Raw genomic sequence first — 20166 nt, forward strand, 5'->3', positions numbered from 1 at the left:
TTAACTTCAAGCTCTAATTTTCCAATCTTCAGGCCCTGTTTAATACTGGGCTTTTTTATAGCTCCCCCTCTATTTTTAACACTATTTTACTGCATAGATTTAAGCCTTTAATGTACACCTTCCTATAAATTTCTTTTTTAACCCCTGTTACTTTTCACCAACACACCGTTTCATAAATGTTATTATGGTTATCAGTTATCTTTTTAATTAATCAAACTGAGAGTGAATAACATGACGAGTTCAATTTTAGGTAGTGCAACAGCAAACAGTGCCACTAAAGCATTATTATTAGGATCGGGTGAACTAGGCAAAGAAGTTGCCATCGAATTACAGCGATTTGGTATAGAGGTCATTGCAGCGGATAGTTATGAAAATGCACCGGCCATGCAAGTAGCCCATCGTTCACATGTAGTGAGTATGTTAGATGGTAAACGGTTAGAAGAGATCATTCGCCTTGAACAACCTGATTATATTATTCCAGAAGTTGAAGCCATTGCTACAGATACCTTATTAGCCTTAGAAGAAAAAGGCTTTAATGTTGTACCTACTGCACGCGCTGCAAAATTAACCATGGATAGAGAAGGTATTCGTCGTTTAGCAGCTGAAACACTCTCAGTAAAAACCTCACCTTATATTTTTGCAGATACTAAAGAAGAATATTTACAAGCGGTGAAAGACATCGGTCAACCTTGTGTTGTTAAACCTGTCATGAGTAGCTCAGGTAAAGGCCAAAGCGTTGTAAAAAGTGACGCGGATTTAGACTATTCTTGGACCTATTCGCAGGAAGGCGGACGTACAGGTAAAGGACGTATCATTATTGAGGGTTTTGTACCCTTTGATTATGAAATAACATTATTAACGGTGAGTGCTGTTGATGGTATTCATTTCTGCGCACCTATAGGCCATCGACAAGAAGATGGTGACTACCGTGAATCGTGGCAGCCACAAATAATGTCAGAAAAAGCACTACAACAAGCACAAGAAATAGCGCGAAAGGTAGTCACTGATTTAGGTGGATATGGCTTATTTGGTATGGAGTTCTTTGTAAAAGGAGATGACGTTTATTTCAGTGAAGTCTCACCGCGCCCACACGATACAGGATTAGTCACGCTTATATCTCAAGATCTTTCTGAATTTTCATTACATGTAAGAGCTATTTTAGGTTTCCCTATCGGAGAAATAACACAATATGGCCCTTCTGCTTCTAGTGTCATTTTAGGAAATGGTGTTTCAGAAGATATTAAATTCGACAATATAGCCAATGCGCTAGGTAAAGTGTCTGGCTCACAGATTCGTTTATTTGCTAAACCCAATATTAATGGCGGAAGACGATTAGGCGTTGCCGTTGCACGTGGTAAGAATATTGAAGAAGCCATTGAAAATGCCAAACAAGTGAGTCAAACAGTTAAAGTAGTTTATTAAATAATGTTTATATATATATGACATAGAAAATAAGTTTAATTTAAAGAAATAGTTAAAAGACATAAATTCAATTAAACACCTTAATGACAAATAATAATTAATATTTACTTTTGATAAGGCAATACAGTGAAACTGTATTGCCTTTTTTTATCGCTAAAAATCCTTAAAAAGATCAGATTCGCCTATTAATTAGACATAAAACACAAAAAATGAACTAATTATGTAATTTAAGCTTGATCAATAAACAAAATAACATTACTGTTGTTTTATACAGTGTTTATTTATACAGGTGAATTATATGCTATCTACATTATTGACAACAACACAAGCTAACCCATATTTATTACGCGATTATGATAATAGTGATGCAAAATCGAATGCATTAGTTAATGTTCATTACCAAGAAAATAATTACCAAGCTTTATTAGAACACATACAAACAGGTCAAGATCATGGTTGGATTTTATTCTTAGCGCCTCCTGGAAAACCAAATACACAGTTTTTCCAAAAGGCAGGAATCGATAAAAGTCGTGTATTAATGATCGACTCAAGTAAGGTCGGAGATAACCTTTCATTATTATCGACATTACTAAAAAGCAGCAACTATTGCACTGTAGTGACCTGGGTAAACGAACTATCAGAAACAACACGTTTAACGATTGAAGCAGATGCTAAATCAACTAATACAAGTTGCTTTGTTTACTGTAAACAATAGAAATATCTTTAATACATAAGAATTTACATAGTAAAATTGTACGGAACTATACGGAACTATACGGAATTGTAGCGGTTTGATTAAACAATAAACATGTTAATGAAGGTCTTAATAAAAATAAATACTGAACTTAACAATCCAAAAATACTTTATAGAACAATCTGAATAATGTGTGAAAAAATTGATTAAAGTCAGTGATCACTTAACCGAAATAACTATACTAGTATCGACTATTCAAATGCTCTAATAACTTAATACTAATAATTTAGGTTAATATTTTTAGTTTAAGTAGTAATAAAATAGTTTGAGATGACTTAATGGATAGGAACAACGCTTAAGTGCTAAGAGCAAACCAAGATAATAAATACAATAACCTATCATTAATAAGCAATGTTAATAAAGACCATAACTAATGAAGCCAACACAGGAAAGACTATGTACCCATACAGTGATAAAACAAAGAATTTAATAAACTTGATTGGTAGTGGCGATACTGCCTATGTACCTAAAGCAATTACCTGTGCAATTAAAACATTAGATGAAATAGCAAACGATAACAGTCTTCCTGAAGCAACCAGAGAATCAGCAGCCTTTTCTGCCGCTAATTTAGTATTAAGTGATTACAACGATAACGATTAAAATATTTTCACTATGATGTGGATCTAGGATCATTAGAAGCACCAATAATACTGCATCATATTTCATATAAAGCGCTCAGCGATTCAACAAGAGCAGTATCCCACTATTTATATTTATAACGCATGATATTAATTACCCATATTAGGCACTTTCACTAGTTTTAGATTAATAGGTATTACTGAAGGTATAAATGAGTCGATCTGCATGAATAACGCGAAGTAAAAAATTAGCGTAAGAGCTAACGCCAGAAATGAAGACTAATGGGGCTAATAGGTAATATTAAAAATCGATAAACGAAAGCTTAACTGTATTGGTTAAATGGCTCAAAAAATGGCGAGCTATTCGCTTTGCAACAGAATTAAAAAGTACGGTATAAAATATAAAACTACCTACGCATATCAAAAAACAAAAAAGGAGCCTAGGCTCCTTTTTATGCAGTTAACTATTAATGATTAGCAGTTAATAGCTAATGGGTTGTAATCAACTATGAGCAATTAAAGAATAATTATCTATTCTCTTATTGATCATAGAGTAATCATAAAACACCACATTCAATACTAACCAATGTGCGTTAAGCCACCCATGTAAGGTTGTAATACTTCTGGCACTTCAATACGGCCATCAGCACACTGATAGTTTTCTAAAACAGCGACCAAAGTACGGCCAACGGCTAAACCTGAACCATTCAACGTATGTAATAACTCAGGCTTCTTAGCGCCAGTGCGACGGAATCTAGCTTGTAAACGACGCGCTTGGAAGTCGCCAACATTTGAACATGATGAGATTTCGCGATAAGTATCTTGTGCAGGTAACCAGACTTCTAAATCATAGGTTTTAGTTGCACTAAAGCCCATATCACCAGTACATAACACTACTTTACGATATGGTAAGCCTAAGTTTTTCAACACTTGTTCAGCATGACCCGTTAACTCTTCTAATGCTTCAAAACTTTTTTCTGGATGTACCAACTGCACCATTTCAACTTTATCAAATTGATGCTGGCGAATTAAACCACGCGTATCACGACCGTAAGATCCCGCTTCACTTCGGAAACAAGGTGTATGTGCCGTCATTTTGATTGGTAAATCAGTTTCATCATAAATAACATCACGGCTCATATTGGTTAATGGGACTTCCGCTGTTGGAATTAATGACATACCAACACCTTCTTCAGTCGCTGGATTAGTATTAAATAAATCGTCACCAAATTTTGGTAATTGACCTGTTCCATACAAACTATCTGCATTCACTAAATAAGGAACATACATTTCTGTATAACCATGTTCATTAGTGTGCAAGTTAAGCATGTACTGCGCTAAAGAACGGTGTAATTTAGCAATTTGACCTTGCATCACAATGAAACGAGAGCCAGAAATTTTAACTGCTGATTTAAAGTCTAAACCACCTAACGCTTCACCTAATTCAACGTGGTCTTTCACTTCAAAATCGTATTGCTTAGGTGTGCCCCAAGTTAAGATCTCAACGTTTTCATTCTCATCTTTACCGATAGGCGCCGATTCATGTGGTAAATTAGGCACTCTATCTGAAATCGTTTTAATCTGTTCAGTCACTAAAGCAAATTCTTCTTTTGCTTTGTCTAATGCTTCACCAAGCTCATTCATTGCTTCACGTAATGGTTTGATGTCTTCACCACGTTTTGCAGCTTGGCCAATATCTTTTGAACGAGTATTACGCTCTGATTGTAAGTTCTCAGTAGAGACCTGTAATGACTTTCTCTTTTCTTCTAATTCACTGAGTAAACTAACATCTAAATCAAATCCACGTTTTTTTAATAACTCAGCAGTTTGTTCAATATCATTACGTAAAAACTTTGCGTCTAACATTTTATTCCCTAACTTTTCAAAACTAATAAAGTACCTAAATATGCAGCAAGTAAACAGACTACAACATTCAAGACTACATTTAACATTGCTTTAAACAACTCACCTTGTTGGATCAATAACAAACTATCCATTGAAAATGATGAAAATGTGGTTAATGCACCTAAAAACCCCACGCCAATTAATGGCCACCAAGGTGAACTCGACATTGTTCCTTGTTGAACTAATTGATAAATACACCCCATTATCAACGAGCCAATCACATTGACGGTAAGTGTAGCAAAAGGAAAACCTTTTCCAAAGAGGCTAACTATGCCAAAACCAATTAAATAACGGAAAGTTGCCCCAAATGCGCCGCCGCAAGCAACTAAAGTAATATTCATCATTAAACTGTTCATATCGGCTCTCTTTTCTTTTACATTAAATGCTCAATAACGCATCTAGTCTATTCAATGTTAATAACGACTTTTATCACTTTGCTGGTCACAATTTTTTAAATAGCGTAACTTTTCGGCAATTTTCGTTTCTAAACCCCGTTCAACAGGTTCGTAAAACTCAACGCCCTGTAAAGCTTCCGGTAAATACACTTCACCAGCCGCATAAGCCCCCACTTCATCATGAGCGTAACGATAACCTTCGCCATAATGTAGTGATTTCATTAATTCTGTCGGCGCATTACGCAAATGATGGGGAACTTCAAGATCAGGATAAGCTTCAACGGCTTGTTTGGCTTTTGCAAAGGCTTTGTAAACAGCATTACTCTTTGCTGCACAAGCACAATATACTGCCGCTTGAGCAATCGCCCTTTCACCTTCTTTAGGCCCAATTCTAGTAAAGCAATCCCATGCAGACATCGCAACTTGCATCGCTCTTGGATCGGCATTGCCAATATCTTCAGAAGCAATCGCCAATAAACGTCGTGCAACATAAAGAGGGTCACAACCACCCGCTAACATCCGTGCATACCAATACAAAGCGGCATCAGGGTCTGAGCCTCGTACTGATTTATGAAAAGCTGAAATCAAGTCATAAAAAAGATCGCCTTGCTTATCAAAGCTAACGCCTTCTCGACCTGCAATTTCCATTAATAATGACACATCAATGATTAACTTTCCTTGCTGCTGTTCTCCCATATCGGACAACAACTCTAAATAGTTAAGCGCTTTTCGGGCATCGCCTTGCACTAATTGAGCGAGCTTTTCTAACACACCTTCCGTAAATTCAATCTTGTGTGCTGCCAGGCCTTGCTCAGATTCACAGGCTTGTTGAATAACGCTAACAATTTCATGTTCGGTTAATTTTTTTAATAAGTAAACACGCGCTCGTGATAGCAAAGCATTGTTTAATTCAAACGATGGGTTTTCTGTTGTCGCACCAATAAATAAAAAAGTGCCGTCTTCAATATAAGGAAGAAAAGCATCTTGCTGACTTTTATTAAAACGATGGACTTCATCAACAAATAATAAGGTACGACGTCCTGCAGCTTGATTTTGTTTAGCAATTTCAATAGCAGAACGAATCTCTTTAATACCAGAAGTGACGGCAGATAAACGTTCAACATGCGTATCGCAGTATTCGGCAATTAATTCAGCTAATGTAGTTTTACCGGTACCGGGAGGCCCCCATAGAATCATTGAGTGTGCAAAACCCGCTTCTAATGCTTTACGTAGAGGCTTGTCTTTAGCTATCAAATGGGACTGACCAATATATTGGTCGAAGTTCTTTGGCCGCATTCTAGCGGCCAAAGGTTGAAACTGATTATCGACGGAAAATAAGTCCTGCATTAGCGTTGGTCATCTATCTCAATACCTTGTGGTATTTGAAACTCAAAGAAATCATCCGCTAACTTAACAGTTTGATCGTTATTGCTAAGTTTAAAAGTACTTTTTTGACCTTGCGCTTCTTGCACAACAAACTCACTGACATTATCTTTATTGTCAAAAATAAATGTAAATGTATTCGCGTTTAATTCATTTTTATTGTTTTTAACAACAAATTGATTGGCTTGTTTTTTTACATCAAAATTCATCCACTCAGACGCATCTGCACCTGACAATAATGCAAAGGGTGTACCTGCAATAGCATCAGAGAAATTCATAATAGTCACTTGTTCAATAAAAGGACTATACAACCACATATCAACACCATTTGAGACGATTAACTCTTCATCTGGCTTAGTCACTTGCCAGTGGAAATTACCAGGGCGAGAAATAGTGAGTTGTCCCCAGCTTTCTTGAATAACTTGTCCATCAGGACTCGTCACTTGTTGTGCAAAGTCCGCATTTAATGTGTTAAATTTAGCTAATTTTTGTTGCAATAACTCACTATCAGTTTGCGCTTGTACTAGTTGAAACATTGAGATAAATAAACAACATGTTGCGATAATAACTTTTTTCATTTTTAATCCTTAATAGGCGGTGGTGCAAGTACATCACGATTACTATTTGCACCAGAAGGTGCACTAATCACACCTTGCGCTTGTAATTGATCAACTAAACGAGCAGAACGGTTATAACCGATACGGAATCGTCGTTGAATACTTGAAATGGACACTTTACGCGTTTCTGTAATAAAACTAACTACTTCATCAAACAAGGGATCAATTTCTTCATCCCCTTCTGCTTGTTCTCCTGGCAATAGCATATCTAAATCAGCATCACCGGCTAATATCTCTTGGACATAATTTGGTTGTCCACGTTTCTTCCAGTCAGCCACCACTTTATGTACTTCATGGTCATCAACAAAAGCACCGTGAACACGCGTTGGGACACCGACACCTGGCGGCATATACAACATATCACCATGGCCTAATAACGTTTCCGCACCTTGTTGCCCAAGAATAGTACGAGAGTCAATCTTACTCGATACTTGGAAGGCAATACGTGTCGGAATATTCGCTTTAATTAAACCAGTAATAACATCAACTGATGGACGCTGTGTTGCTAGAATTAAATGAATCCCTGCAGCACGGGCTTTTTGTGCGATTCGTGTAATAAGCTCTTCACACTTTTTACCCACAATCATCATCATATCTGCAAATTCGTCAACCACTACAACTATCGTTGGTAGCTTCTCTAGCTCAGGCGCACTTTCTGCCATGCTATCACCCGGTTTCCATAATGGGTCAACGATAGGCTCACCAGCAGCTTTTGCTTTTTTAATCGCGGTATTGTATCCCGCTAAATTACGGACACCGATTTCAGCCAATAGTTTATAACGACGCTCCATTTCACCCACACACCAACGCAATGCATTAGCGGCATCTTTCATGTCTGTTACCACTTCAGTTAATAGATGTGGAATACCTTCATACACATTTAACTCAAGCATTTTAGGGTCAATTAAGATCATGCGTAAATCTTCAGGTGATGATTTATACAATAAACTGACTAGCATACAGTTAACACCAACAGATTTACCTGAACCGGTTGTACCTGCCACTAAAAGATGTGGCATTTTAGCTAAATCCACAACAACGGGTTGACCAGAAATATCTGCCCCTAACACCATGGTTAATGGTGATTTACTTTCATGGAATCTTTTGCAATCAAGTACTTCTGAAATATAAACAATTTCACGATGACGATTAGGCAATTCTAACGCAATAACTGATTTACCTGGAATTTGATCTACCACTCGTACACTCATTGCAGATAACGCTCGCGCTAAATCTTTTTCCAGGCTGCTGACGGTACTCACTTTCATCCCAGGTGCTAAATCTAATTCAAAACGTGTGATCACCGGACCTGGTAATACATTAACAACGTCTGCCTTTATTTTAAATTCAAGCAATTTAGATTCAACTAAACGCGCCGCTGTATCTAACTCTTGCTGTGAGATAGGATTTTCTTTTTTGTCAGGTCTATCTAATAAATCAATATGAGGTAAAGGTGCAATATTTTGATCGGCTACAAATCGTTCAACGGGACGAGCATGCTCAGGTAAATGAGAAAAATCGACCTTTGCTAATTTTTTCTCTACCTTAGGTTCAGCAGCGATAGGTTCAAACTCTTGGTCAGAAGCATCGTCCGACTGCCAATCGATGTCATCAATATTGAGTTCAACCTCATCCTCATTTGGCTCATCAATAAAACTAGTTCCTAAGAAAGCATCATCTGAGTCATCAGTTTGTTCTGACAAAAATGCGTCATTGTCTTCATTTGTTACTTTACTCGCTAAATTATCGAGTTTTTTCTGTTCTTTCATTGCTTGTTTTTGTTGTTTTTTCTCTAACTTTTCTTGCAACATTTGTTGTTTATCTAATAATCGTTGTTGATCATCATCAGATCGATCTTCTTTCATTTTCTTCAGATTATTAGGTAAGTTTGCTAACCATGAAATACCGTTAAGAGTATGTTCGCCAATGCCATCAATTAAGCGGATCCACGAAAAACCAAACAATAACGTTGTGCCTGAAATTAAGAAAGTAAGTAATATAAGGTTGACCGCCACTAAGCTAAAAAAGCCTAACATGCTTTGTGCGAGAATATCACCAATCAAACCACCAGAGGGATAATACAAATAGTCACTGACATTAAGCGCTATCAAAGCACTCAAACTAAAGAAGGTAAAAATAAAGCCTACAATACGCAAACTCAAGTTTAAAAAATCCACATCTAAGCTAAAAGTTGGCTTCCATAAAATAGCCCAAGTAAATGACACAATAATAACAGGAATAAGATAAGCGAGAAAACCAAATCCATAAAACAGTATATCTGCAATCCAAGCACCAACTCGCCCGCCTGAGTTCTGAATTTCTGCTACCCATTGTTGCTGTGACCAACTCGGATCAACGGGTGAAAAAGTAAATAAGGATAAGGTAATAAAAATGGCCACAAAAGCGCTGACAATAATCCCAACTTCTAGTAACTTTTGCACCCCAGATAGGTGATTTAATAATTTGCTATTTGACAAGAAAATAACCCTAAAAATAAAAAATGCCTAATGGCATAATAAAAATAAATAAAACGCTCTTAATCTAGAAAATTATCCGGTAATTGATCACGTAAACGTAGCCAAATTTTGCCACTGGCAAAGGCTGAGTCGCGTACAATTTGCATAATTTGCTGTCCATCACCTTCTTCAAATACTGTTTTAATATCAGCATAGAATGATAATGCGATTAATTTTGCTTCCGTGTTGGAGAAATAAAACATGCCGACTTTACGATATAAGTCCTGCAAGCCATTTAAAATCAATACGTAAATCATATTATTCGATGAAACGGCTACATGATGATAAAAACGATAATCAAATTCAGTAAAAACTTCACTGCTCGCATCAACGGCAGGAATATCTTTTAAAAATTCAATCACACTTTTACTATTATGTTTTGCAGCCATTCGTAAAATAATCGTACTGATATTTGTTCTTACAGACATTAGTTGGTCAATAAAATCGCCACGACGTTCCTTATCTAAACGCGTTAATGTACTTAAAACATTTAATCCTGACGTTTCCCAGAAATCATTAACTTTAGTTGCCTTACCGTGACGGATGGTAATCCACCCTTCTTTCGATAATCGCTGCAATACTTCACGTAACGTTGTGCGAGTGACACCTATTTTATCCGCTAACAGTCTTTCCGCAGGTAACTCGGAATGGATCGGTATCGTTCCGTTCCAAATAGACTCTATTAGGTATTGTTCTGCTACATCAGCAGGGCCTTTAACTTTCATTATCATGTTATTCTGGTTTTCCAATATCATATCGCGACATCTTAACATATTCATTCAACTCAACGATGACTGTTTAGAAAAACAGTACCATTAAATGCTTAAATTGAGTGTAATTTTTCATGTGACTTAAATTATTTAAGTTTTCCTCAGTAATCCTCTGTTTATATTGAACTTTTAAGAGGTACAATAGCACTTATTAAGTTGAAATATTCTATTAGGAGAATCCATTGATTTCAAATTTAAAACCACTTTCATTACAACGTTGGCCTTGGTTATTGCTGGCAGCAAGTGCATTAACAATGGAATTATGTGCACTTTATTTCCAACATGTCATGCAACTTGAACCTTGTGTTATGTGCGTTTATGAGCGCCTTACTATGCTTGCTATTGTCGCTGCTGGTTTAATTGGAGCGAGCGCACCTCACAACCTGCTTGTCCGTCTTATTGCTTTTGCTACTTGGGCCGTAGGTTCAATTTGGGGACTATTATTAGCCATGGAGCATACTGACTATCAAATGAATCCATCGCCTTTTGCCACTTGTGACTTTTATCCAAACTTCCCAAGTTGGTTACCATTGCATGAGTTATTTCCTTGGTTATTTAACCCAACAGGTTATTGCTCTGACATCGTTTGGACTTTTTTAGATTACTCAATGCCACAATGGTTGATCGTTACCTTTGCTATCTATGTTGTTATCTTTATAGTGATTGCAATTACCGCGTTATTACCCGCTAAAACCAAATAAGACGATGCACTAAAGCAAAAGACTGCACTTATTACTTAAATTAAAAAAAGTTAATGTAGTGCAGTCTTCGATAATAATTTAATCGTTATTTTAAAAGTGAATGGTCAGCAGGTAAATTTTTCATTATCCAGACCACTAATTTATGACGTATATTAGCGGTATTTTCATCAGCTTCATTCAGCGGATTGATCAACTTATCTTGCACTAATAAACGATAAATACATTCTTGTTTATCCTTTGCAGAAGTCGTGCTATCGATACCGACATAACCTCTTTTTATTGCATAAGCAGTACCCAATTTCGTTGCATGCTGTAATAACTGAGATTCATTTTTAATTTTTTTCATACCTATCCCTTAAACGTTCTTATATTGCACCTATTAAAATTCATCATACACAAAATAAATGTTAGTTATGTGAATGGCTTACAACATTTTACTTCAGACAAGCAATACAACACGAACTGATTATATTACTTGTTTAATACTCATTAACATCTATTTTCCTAATAGCGTTAATATTGCACTTTCATCTAAAATTTCAATACCCAGTTCAGTCGCTTTTGCTAACTTTGAACCTGCCGCCGCGCCAGCAACTAATGTATTGGTTTTTTTAGACACACTCCCGGCGACCTTTGCACCTAAAGCTTGTAATGCAGCTTTGATATCATTACGAGATATAGCGTCAAAACTGCCTGTGATCACAAACGTTTTATCAAGCAATGGTAATTCACTAGCATCGACTTCTTTGATTTCAGGCCAATGTATACCTGCCGCTAATAATTGTTCAATAACCTCTAAGTTATGATCTTGACGAAGAAAGTAATAAAGATGCTTAGCAACAATTTCACCGACATCACTGACACTTTTCAATGATTCGATGCCTGCTTCTTTAATCGCAGGCAGTGTTTTATAGTGAAGTGCTAAGTTGGCTGCAGTTGCTTCACCAACTTCGCGAATACCTAATGAATATAGAAAACGCGCTAAGGTCGTTTTTTTACTTATTTGTAAACTGTTCACTAATTTTTTAGCAGATGTTTCTCCCATTCGAGGCAAACTAGAGAGTTGCTGTACCGTTAATGAAAACAGCTGCGATGGGTCTTTGATCATATTATGGTCAACGAGTAAGTCGACTAATTTATCGCCTAAACCATCAATATCAAGCGCTTTGCGAGATGCAAAATGTTTAATCGCTTGTTTACGTTGGGCTTCACAATATAACCCACCAGTGCAACGAGTGACCGCTTCCCCTTCAATACGTTCAACGTCACTGTCGCATACAGGGCATGTTTCAGGAAAAAGGATTTTTGTTGTTTTAGTTGCATCTCGTTGTTCAACAACAACTCTAGCAACTTGAGGGATCACATCACCAGCACGACGAACGACAACAACATCACCAATTAAGATGCCTAAACGTTCTATTTCATCTTTATTATGTAACGTTGCATTAGAGACGGTAACCCCACCAACGAAAACAGGCTTTAATTTAGCAACTGGTGTAATCGCACCGGTTCTACCCACTTGAAATTCAACATTTTCAACCGTTGTCACCGCTTCTTCTGCAGGAAACTTATAAGCCATTGCCCAACGTGGTGCACGAGCTACAAAGCCCATTTTTTGTTGCAAAGCAATATCATCAACTTTATAAACCACACCATCAATTTCATAAGCCAGTGAAGGTCTTTTTTCTGAAATATTAGTGTAAAAGTCATGGCATGCATCATCACCAACAACACGTTTCACTTCACTTGAAACAGGTAAGCCCCAATTTTTCAACTGCTCGATTCTAGCGTACTGACTATCAGCAAGGTCACCTTCAAATACCCCCACTGAATAACAATAAAAAGCCAAAGGTCTTGCCGCTGCTACTTTAGAATCTAATTGACGCAAACTACCTGCCGCCGCATTACGAGGGTTAACAAACGGTTTTTCACCCGCTGCAATTAAACCTTCATTTAATTTATTGAATCCCGCTTTTAACATGAAGACTTCACCGCGAACTTCTAACAAAGAAGGAATATTTTCACCACGTAATTTGAGCGGTAAATTAGAAATTGTTTTAACGTTTTCAGTGACATTCTCGCCCGTTAAACCATCACCTCGTGTAGCAGCTTGAATAAGTAAGCCATTTTCATAAATAATACTGGCAGCTAAACCATCTAATTTTGGTTCAATGCAAAAAGCCGTTTCTGTCAGTATGGATTTATCCATTACACGTTGCATGAAATCATTCAATGATTCTGAATCAAAAACGTTGTCTAAACTAAGCATAGGTAATTGATGAGTAACTTGGTCGAATTTAGATAACGCGGTTCCACCTACTTTTTGCGTAGGTGAATTAGCAGACAACAGTTCAGGGTGTTCTGTTTCAAGTTGTTGTAATGCTTTAAAAATACGGTCATATTCAGCATCGGGGACAGAAGGTGCATCTTGTACATAATATTGATAATTATATTCTTCTAATAATTCACTAAACTGTTGTATTTGTTGTTCGACTTTATTGTTATTACTCATGAATCTTTGCTCTTATTGGTTTTTACTAATAAAAAAACCTCGTAAACGAGGCTCTCTTAGGAAGTCAGTGCTGATATTAACTATCAACACTTATTTATATTTTTCTAAACGTTTACGATATTCTATAAATTGTTCTTGAGTAAACCGTTCACGTTTTTCGTTTAATACTTCACAATCGAACTCTTCAGCGACCTGCTCCACCGCCCTTAACATCATATCAAAGGATTTATTTACGCTAATTTTATGATTCGGAGCGGTAAAGAAAAACGAAATACCAGGTGAGTTGAATTGTTCCATATAATCAACATCAAAGGTACCTGGAGCCATCATATTAGCAATACTAAATAATACTTCCCCAGTGCCATTTGAGTGCTCATGGCGATGAAATATATTCATTGCGCCATAACGGAATCCTGATGTTAAAAAGAATTGTAATAACTCATGACCACCTAAACGTTTACCTTCCTTTGCTGCTACATTGAATATAAACAATTCGACTTGCTCGTCATTCTCTTCTAATGCGTTATCCACCTTGCCTTCTGAGCTCGGTTTAGCGTCGATAGGTTTTTTTTCAGTTTTTTCTAATGAACGTTCATTTTTAGCTTGTTGTTCTGTCGCTAGCAGATCATCTTCTGATAATGCGATAGCTTGATCAATAGAGGTGATAACTTCATTGTCTTGAACCTGATTTAATTGCACTTTTTCAGTTTTATCACTTTTCGCTTTCGAATCAAGCTTAAATTCAAAAGGTTCAAGTTCCTCTTTTTCATCTTTTATAGATGAAGAAAAAGGAACACTATCAAAATCTCGTGTTAATGGTCGTTCAGTATCAACGTCTTCAGACTCATCAATTTCTTCTTCTAGTTCAGCTTCTTCACGTTCTAGCTCATCTAATTCAGCTTGTTGCTCAGCTTTTAATGCTAATTTATTTTTTCGGTTTAATAAAAAACCGTGAATTGATACACCGGCAATAGCTAAAATGCCAATAACAATAAGAATAGATTGAAAATGCTGCATTATTGATTCTCTTGATTTGTTTAAATAACTTGATTCATTTTAGATAATTTAATGACTCATAAATTACCCTGTATCGCCCTGTACGTCTATCGTTTGCATCTACTTTTTTATAAAACGGCGACTCAATTTATAAAAGAATGCATTTATTAGCTGATATTTACTGTCTACAAGGTAATATTATCAGATATATCAATAAGAAGGCTTAATAATGAACAGTAAAAACATAATTGATCAACCTTTAAGTGGTTTAGGCTACTTACTAAAAGGTATTCAACTACTCAGTCATCCACAACTTAGAATATTTGTGTTAATTCCATTACTTATTAATGTGTTTATCTTTGCCAGTGCATTTTGGTTTTTATTTTCCAGTATCACAGCATGGATTGAAACCTACATGCAAGAATTACCCACCTTCTTAAGTTGGTTGTCTTACATATTATGGCCAATCATTATTTTTACTATCTTATTTTCCTTTTCATTTATATTTTCTACTATTGCCAATCTCATTGCAGCACCGTTCAATGGTTTGTTAGCAGAGAAAACTGAAATTCTATTAACCAATGCACAAATAAATGATGATGGTTGGCAAGATATATTTAAAGACCTTCCACGTATACTGAAAAGAGAATGCCAAAAATGGGTTTATTTTTTACCACGTATGCTGGGGTGCCTTATTTTATTTTTTGTTCCCGTTATTGGACAAACCATTGCCCCAATAGTTTGGTTTATTTTTGCAGGTTGGATGATGGCGATTCAATATGCAGATTACCCATTTGATAATCATAAAGTGTCTTTTATTACGATGAGAAAAACACTGGCTACTCGTTTTGGTAAAAATATCACCTTCGGCATGATTATCAGTTTTTGTACCACTATTCCACTGGTAAACTTTATTATTATGCCAATTGCTGTCTGTGGCGCCACGGCTGCTTGGGTGGATATTTATAAGAGAGAAGTGTTAGAGAACCCGCTCAACCGTATCGAATAACTTAAGACGATATAAACTGTATTTATTTATATCTAAAACATTAAGTTAACCATTTGCTAATAAGCGTATGGTAATGAGCTTTAGAAACAGGTTTAGTGTTGTGTAGAGTCTTGCTTTGTAAACATACAAAGATTTTTACACTTTTGACTCAATAAAAATAGACAATAAAAAAGCCTATCAGATAATAATATCTCGATAGGCTTTTTTCAAAACGAATAAATTAACCAAAGTTAATCATTCATTATCAATCAACTTATGCAGCGAAGTTCTTAGCTACAAATTCCCAGTTAACTAGTGCCCAAAAACCATTTAGGTAGTTAGGACGAACGTTACGGTAATCGATGTAGTAAGCATGTTCCCATAAATCAACAGTAAGAAGAGGAGTAGTACCTTCTTCTGTTAATGGAGTGCCTGCATTTGATGTGTTTACGATTTCTAGTGAACCGTCTGCTTTTTTAACTAACCAAGTCCAAGAAGAACCAAAGTTATTCACTGCTTTATCATTTAATGCTGCTTGGAATTCTGCGAATGAACCGAATTTAGCATTAATTGCAGTAGCAAGTTCACCCGTTGGTTCGCCACCAGCGTTTGGTGCTAGACAGTTCCAGTAAAAAGTGTGGTTCCAGATTTGTGCAGCATTGTTAAAAACGCCACCTTCAGAAGTTTTGATGATTTCTTCTAAAGATTTTTCAGCAAGATCAGTACCTTCAACTAAACCGTTTAGTTTAGCAACATATGTTGCATGGTGTTTACCATGGTGAAATTCTAATGTTTCAGCTGAGATATGTGGTTCTAATGCGTCTTTTGCATAAGGTAATGCTGGTAATTCAAAAGCCATTTTAAATTCTCCTAATAAAGGCTGGGGGGGGATCTTACTTTATAGTGGTCATTTATACTTACTTTATGAATAAAAAGCCACCACAAAGATTGATCTAGATCATTTTGTATCTATGATAGAATAATCGCAAATTCATAGATAGATTGCACGCATACAACTGTTATAATGTGCAATTAATTAATAACATTCTATCGTTAGAGGAAATATAATGGAAACATTAGATAAAATTAAAGAACAATTAAGCGAAAATACTATCTTGTTATACATGAAAGGTTCGCCAAAATTACCAAGCTGTGGTTTTTCATCACAAGCTTCGCAAGCGTTAATGCAATGCGGACAACCTTTTGCTTATGTTGATATTCTACAAAATCCAGATATCCGTGCTGAACTACCAAAATATGCAAATTGGCCAACTTTCCCACAATTATGGGTAGACGGTGAATTAGTCGGTGGATGTGACATTATTTTAGAAATGTCTCAGCAAGGTGAATTACAAGAGTTAATCACTGCTGCAGCAGAAAAAGCAGAAGCAGCTAAATAGTAAAACGACCTTCTATCAAAAAAGGCCATATTAACAATGTTAATATGGCCTTTTTTTAAAAACTGTTTTTATCTTTTATCTATATTTTTCTACACTTGAGGTCACGTTATAAGAAATGAATTAATTAACGATCGTCATTACAACTTATATCAGAGTAAGCAATACCGCTGTTATTATATGCACCAATACGGTAACAATAAGTGTTATTAGATAAGACATTTGTATCAATATAACTAACTTGATTAGCATTGACAGAAGTGAGTATAACAAATTCGTCTGCCCCACCAAGGCTTCGTTCAATAAGAAAGCCTTCTTCATTATCAGCTAAATCATCCCACCTAACTTCAAGAGATTCATATTCTTCTAATACATCAAAAATTTCAGTGCTTTCAGAAGTACTTTCATTTGAAGAGTCGTTATAAGTCTTGTTGGATTGTACTGAATTAGAGCTGTCATCCGCACACCCTAGTAACGAAACAAAACATACAGACACAATGAACGTATAGCACTTATTTTTTATCATTTTCTACCAAGTCCTTTTTAACCGATTTAACCTATTTTCAACAAACAAAATAGTCAGTTAAAAAATTCAAACTTATAGACCACCTTAGTAGCAAAAGATTCACTTTAAAACTCATCTATAAAACATTCAAAAATATAAAGTTAATTTGCAAAAAAATATATCACTAAAACATAAATATTGATAATAAAATAAAAGGTATTATTATATGAAAATACTGCTACTTTTGGTATTGTTTTAACTTTAAGTGATTGATTTAATTACCAACCACCAAATGCCTTGTAACGATTTACCATGTAATAAAACAACTCAGCAGTCACTTCTGTATCATATAAAGCAGAATGCGCTTCTTTGTTATCGTAATCTACGCCTGCTTTTTCACATGCTTTAGCTAAAACGGTTTGTCCTAACGTTAAAGCTGCCATACTTGCAGTATCAAATGAAGCAAAAGGATGGAATGGAACACGTTTTAAATTACAACGCTCCGTCGCTTTATTAATAAAACCTTGATCGAACGATGCATTATGCGCCACTAAGATAGCACGACTACAATCGTTGTTTTTTTGATATTTACGCACCTTCTTAAAAATTTCAGTTAATGCTTCACGTTCATCAATTGCGCCTCGTAGAGGGTTAAAAGGATCAATCCCAGTGAAACTTAACGCTTTAGGGTCTAACTCTGCACCTTCAAAAGGCATCACATGAAAATGGATTTTATCGACACTTTTTAAGTACCCTTGCTCATCCATCTCAGGAAATATAGCCGCGATTTCTAAAATAGCATGGACTTGAGGATCCAAGCCTGAAGTTTCAATATCAATGATAACCGGGTAAAAACCTCGAAAACGATCTACTAATTTGTTATCCATTACATCTCACTGTTAAAATAAAGTGTGATTATTATGCCAGAAAGCGTGAAAAACCTCATAATTTTACTAAAGATATTTACTCACTTGCCGATATAAACAACAGTGATTAAAAATATCGAGCCATTATGAAAAAAATACTACCTTTAATATTCATAGTAACCACCATGCCAGCGACTTCTGCAAATAAGCAGTATCATGCAGGAATGGAAAACTCTAATTGGTATTTAAGTAGCTCAACGCCTATTCAATGTACACTTGAGCACCCTATTCCTCGATATGGACAAGCTAACTTCATCGCCAAAGCCAGCAAAAAAATCAATCTAGATTTTAGACTAGAAAGTAAAAAATCAATGCCAACGACTGAAGTAGTACAATTAAAATCTGTCCCACCAGCATGGCATCCGGGATCAGCACCAGAATTAATAGACACCATTACATTCCATCAACAATTTGATGGGTACGTTACTAAGCAAAGCGCTTGGCGAATGCTCAATGAACTTGAAAGAGGACAAGTACCCACGTTTTATTTTCATGATTGGTATAATAATAAACAAATGGTGAGTGTTGGTTTATCATCCATCAACTTTAATAAAAGCTACGATGATTTTAACAACTGTATTTCCCAGTTATTACCTTATAATTTTGATGATATTTCATACAGCATTTTACGTTATAAAAAAGATGGCTCTTTGCTTACTCAATTTTCCAAAAAACGTTTAAAAATGATCGGTGATTACATCAAGCATGATAAATCTATCAATGTTATTTTAGTAGCCGGTTATTCTGACGGTTATGGTGGTGCTAATACTAACCAAGTATTATCTGAGAAAAGAGCAAATTCCATTAAAGAATATCTATCTGAACTAGGATTTAATAATGACAATATTAAAGTCTCTGGTTTTGGTGAAAAGCATCATGTCGCAGACAATAGAAATATTCTAGGAAGGCAAGAGAATAGGCGTGTTGTTATTTCGATAGAAAAAGAAGATATATAGCGACCTTTATAAACACTTAATGATAAATAACGAATTAATAGTCGACATTTATCATGTATTCTCAATAATTAGATTTTTGCCTTATTGCTTGGAATATAAGACATTTTCTCAATTGTTTTATCCAAGCCTGTTAAGTCCACGTCAGTAAAAGAAAGTAAGCGGCGTTGTAATATTGACTGATTAGGGATGGTTTGATAACTACATAGGATCACAATATTACTATAATCTTCAAACTCAATGAGTGCGATATTGGGAAAGTATTTTTTAATCGCAAATAACATGTTTAAAAGTTGTTCATTATTTTGTGCTTTTATATTTAAAGAAACAACGGCTTTACAACTTGTTATTTGACTTAATTGCTTATAAAAAAGCGCAGTAAACAAAAATTCAGGGCTTCTTTCTCCTATAAACAAATCACATAACACCACATCGTATTGAATCGTCGTCTCTTCGACAAACTGTTCAGCTTGTTGGCAATAAACCTCTACAGAGTTAGATAAATAAAAATACCGCCTAGCCATATCAATAATAGGTTGTGACGCGTCAATAGCAGTGATTTTGATATTAGGCAAAGAAACTAATGCCCGCTCTATTGATGCACCACCTAAACCTAAACTAAGGATATTAGTTGGGTTATTCTCTAATAATAAAAAAAGTAATAATGATTGAGAAACTGGCATGATTACTTTTTCTGGAGCAGCTTTAGACATTAACGATTGAATCGACGTTCCATCATATTCAAACCATCTATATTGCGTCGTTTCTTTTACTTCTAATAAGTAACCATCAAGAACTTGTTGGTTTAATAAAGTGGTCTTATTAGCTAATAGCTGTTCGATTACCAT

20 protein-coding genes are annotated in these 20166 nt (G+C 35.7%); 7 read left to right on the top strand and 13 right to left on the bottom strand.

Going from position 1 to position 20166, the window contains the following annotated elements:
• Window positions 1-231 precede the first annotated feature (231 nt).
• The 3 genes from purT to Q0794_RS10585 all read left to right on the top strand — a co-directional run bounded on the left by purT (window position 232) and on the right by Q0794_RS10585 (window position 2776).
• On the top strand, window positions 232-1422 hold the full coding sequence (purT, locus tag Q0794_RS10575) for a formate-dependent phosphoribosylglycinamide formyltransferase (RefSeq protein ID WP_298941694.1): 1191 nt from the start codon (window positions 232-234) through the stop codon (window positions 1420-1422).
• A gap of 298 nt (window positions 1423-1720) precedes the next feature.
• Window positions 1721-2137 (top strand): SulA-like leucine-rich domain-containing protein, encoded by a 417-nt coding sequence (locus tag Q0794_RS10580; RefSeq protein WP_298941695.1) that lies wholly within the window; start codon window positions 1721-1723, stop codon window positions 2135-2137.
• A gap of 435 nt (window positions 2138-2572) precedes the next feature.
• Entirely contained in the window at window positions 2573-2776 is a 204-nt protein-coding gene (locus Q0794_RS10585) for a YaeP family protein (protein ID WP_298941697.1), read from the top strand.
• A gap of 557 nt (window positions 2777-3333) precedes the next feature.
• On the opposite strand, the gene serS is transcribed toward Q0794_RS10585, so the two are convergent.
• The 6 genes from serS to fadR are packed head-to-tail and all read right to left on the bottom strand — an operon-like array spanning window position 3334 to window position 10301.
• The gene (gene serS / locus Q0794_RS10590; protein WP_298941699.1) at window positions 3334-4620 is read right to left on the bottom strand and encodes a serine--tRNA ligase; all 1287 of its coding nucleotides are present in this window, start codon (window positions 4618-4620) and stop codon (window positions 3334-3336) included.
• 8 nt (window positions 4621-4628) lie between these two features.
• On the bottom strand, window positions 4629-5015 hold the full coding sequence (gene crcB, locus Q0794_RS10595) for a fluoride efflux transporter CrcB (protein ID WP_025563699.1): 387 nt from the start codon (window positions 5013-5015) through the stop codon (window positions 4629-4631).
• A gap of 57 nt (window positions 5016-5072) precedes the next feature.
• Window positions 5073-6401 (bottom strand): replication-associated recombination protein A, encoded by a 1329-nt coding sequence (locus tag Q0794_RS10600; protein ID WP_298941704.1) that lies wholly within the window; start codon window positions 6399-6401, stop codon window positions 5073-5075.
• On the bottom strand, window positions 6401-7015 hold the full coding sequence (gene lolA / locus Q0794_RS10605) for an outer membrane lipoprotein chaperone LolA (RefSeq protein WP_298941706.1): 615 nt from the start codon (window positions 7013-7015) through the stop codon (window positions 6401-6403). Before lolA ends, Q0794_RS10600 begins: the two co-directional genes overlap by 1 nt.
• Window positions 7016-7017: 2 nt before the next feature.
• The gene (locus tag Q0794_RS10610) at window positions 7018-9531 is read right to left on the bottom strand and encodes a DNA translocase FtsK 4TM domain-containing protein (protein ID WP_298941708.1); all 2514 of its coding nucleotides are present in this window, start codon (window positions 9529-9531) and stop codon (window positions 7018-7020) included.
• Window positions 9532-9590: 59 nt separating this feature from the next.
• Window positions 9591-10301, bottom strand: a complete 711-nt coding sequence (gene fadR, locus Q0794_RS10615) for a fatty acid metabolism transcriptional regulator FadR (protein WP_025563691.1) — start codon at window positions 10299-10301, stop codon at window positions 9591-9593.
• Between the two features lie 221 nt (window positions 10302-10522).
• Between fadR and dsbB the strand changes: the two genes are divergently transcribed.
• Window positions 10523-11041, top strand: a complete 519-nt coding sequence (gene dsbB / locus Q0794_RS10620; protein ID WP_298941713.1) for a disulfide bond formation protein DsbB — start codon at window positions 10523-10525, stop codon at window positions 11039-11041.
• 85 nt (window positions 11042-11126) lie between these two features.
• Here dsbB and Q0794_RS10625 read toward each other — a convergent pair whose 3' ends face one another.
• From Q0794_RS10625 to zipA, 3 genes are all read right to left on the bottom strand, one after another.
• On the bottom strand, window positions 11127-11387 hold the full coding sequence (locus Q0794_RS10625; RefSeq protein WP_298941715.1) for a DUF5062 family protein: 261 nt from the start codon (window positions 11385-11387) through the stop codon (window positions 11127-11129).
• Between the two features lie 150 nt (window positions 11388-11537).
• Complete coding sequence (ligA, locus tag Q0794_RS10630) at window positions 11538-13553, bottom strand: NAD-dependent DNA ligase LigA (protein WP_298941718.1); 2016 nt, start codon at window positions 13551-13553, stop codon at window positions 11538-11540.
• A 90-nt stretch (window positions 13554-13643) separates the two neighbouring features.
• Window positions 13644-14570 carry a cell division protein ZipA gene (gene zipA / locus Q0794_RS10635; RefSeq protein ID WP_298941720.1) on the bottom strand — a complete coding sequence of 309 codons (927 nt, stop codon included), beginning with the start codon at window positions 14568-14570 and terminating at the stop codon, window positions 13644-13646.
• Between the two features lie 208 nt (window positions 14571-14778).
• Here zipA and cysZ point away from each other — a divergent pair, with 208 nt between their 5' ends.
• Entirely contained in the window at window positions 14779-15558 is a 780-nt protein-coding gene (gene cysZ / locus Q0794_RS10640) for a sulfate transporter CysZ (RefSeq protein WP_298941722.1), read from the top strand.
• Window positions 15559-15811: 253 nt separating this feature from the next.
• Here cysZ and sodB read toward each other — a convergent pair whose 3' ends face one another.
• On the bottom strand, window positions 15812-16396 hold the full coding sequence (gene sodB / locus Q0794_RS10645; RefSeq protein ID WP_025563679.1) for a superoxide dismutase [Fe]: 585 nt from the start codon (window positions 16394-16396) through the stop codon (window positions 15812-15814).
• Window positions 16397-16604: 208 nt separating this feature from the next.
• On the opposite strand from sodB, the gene grxD reads away from it, so the two are divergent.
• On the top strand, window positions 16605-16937 hold the full coding sequence (gene grxD / locus Q0794_RS10650) for a Grx4 family monothiol glutaredoxin (protein ID WP_298941726.1): 333 nt from the start codon (window positions 16605-16607) through the stop codon (window positions 16935-16937).
• Window positions 16938-17061: 124 nt separating this feature from the next.
• Here the strand turns inward: grxD and Q0794_RS10655 are convergent, their stop codons facing one another.
• The gene (locus Q0794_RS10655) at window positions 17062-17430 is read right to left on the bottom strand and encodes a fibronectin type III domain-containing protein (RefSeq protein ID WP_298941727.1); all 369 of its coding nucleotides are present in this window, start codon (window positions 17428-17430) and stop codon (window positions 17062-17064) included.
• Window positions 17431-17717: 287 nt separating this feature from the next.
• Window positions 17718-18326 (bottom strand): ribonuclease T, encoded by a 609-nt coding sequence (gene rnt / locus Q0794_RS10660; protein WP_037048513.1) that lies wholly within the window; start codon window positions 18324-18326, stop codon window positions 17718-17720.
• Window positions 18327-18451: 125 nt separating this feature from the next.
• Here rnt and Q0794_RS10665 point away from each other — a divergent pair, with 125 nt between their 5' ends.
• Complete coding sequence (locus tag Q0794_RS10665; RefSeq protein WP_298941732.1) at window positions 18452-19321, top strand: OmpA family protein; 870 nt, start codon at window positions 18452-18454, stop codon at window positions 19319-19321.
• A gap of 68 nt (window positions 19322-19389) precedes the next feature.
• On the opposite strand, the gene Q0794_RS10670 is transcribed toward Q0794_RS10665, so the two are convergent.
• Complete coding sequence (locus Q0794_RS10670; RefSeq protein WP_298941733.1) at window positions 19390-20166, bottom strand: hypothetical protein; 777 nt, start codon at window positions 20164-20166, stop codon at window positions 19390-19392.

It is taken from the genome of uncultured Psychromonas sp., assembly GCF_947489755.1.
Classification (GTDB): domain Bacteria; phylum Pseudomonadota; class Gammaproteobacteria; order Enterobacterales; family Psychromonadaceae; genus Psychromonas.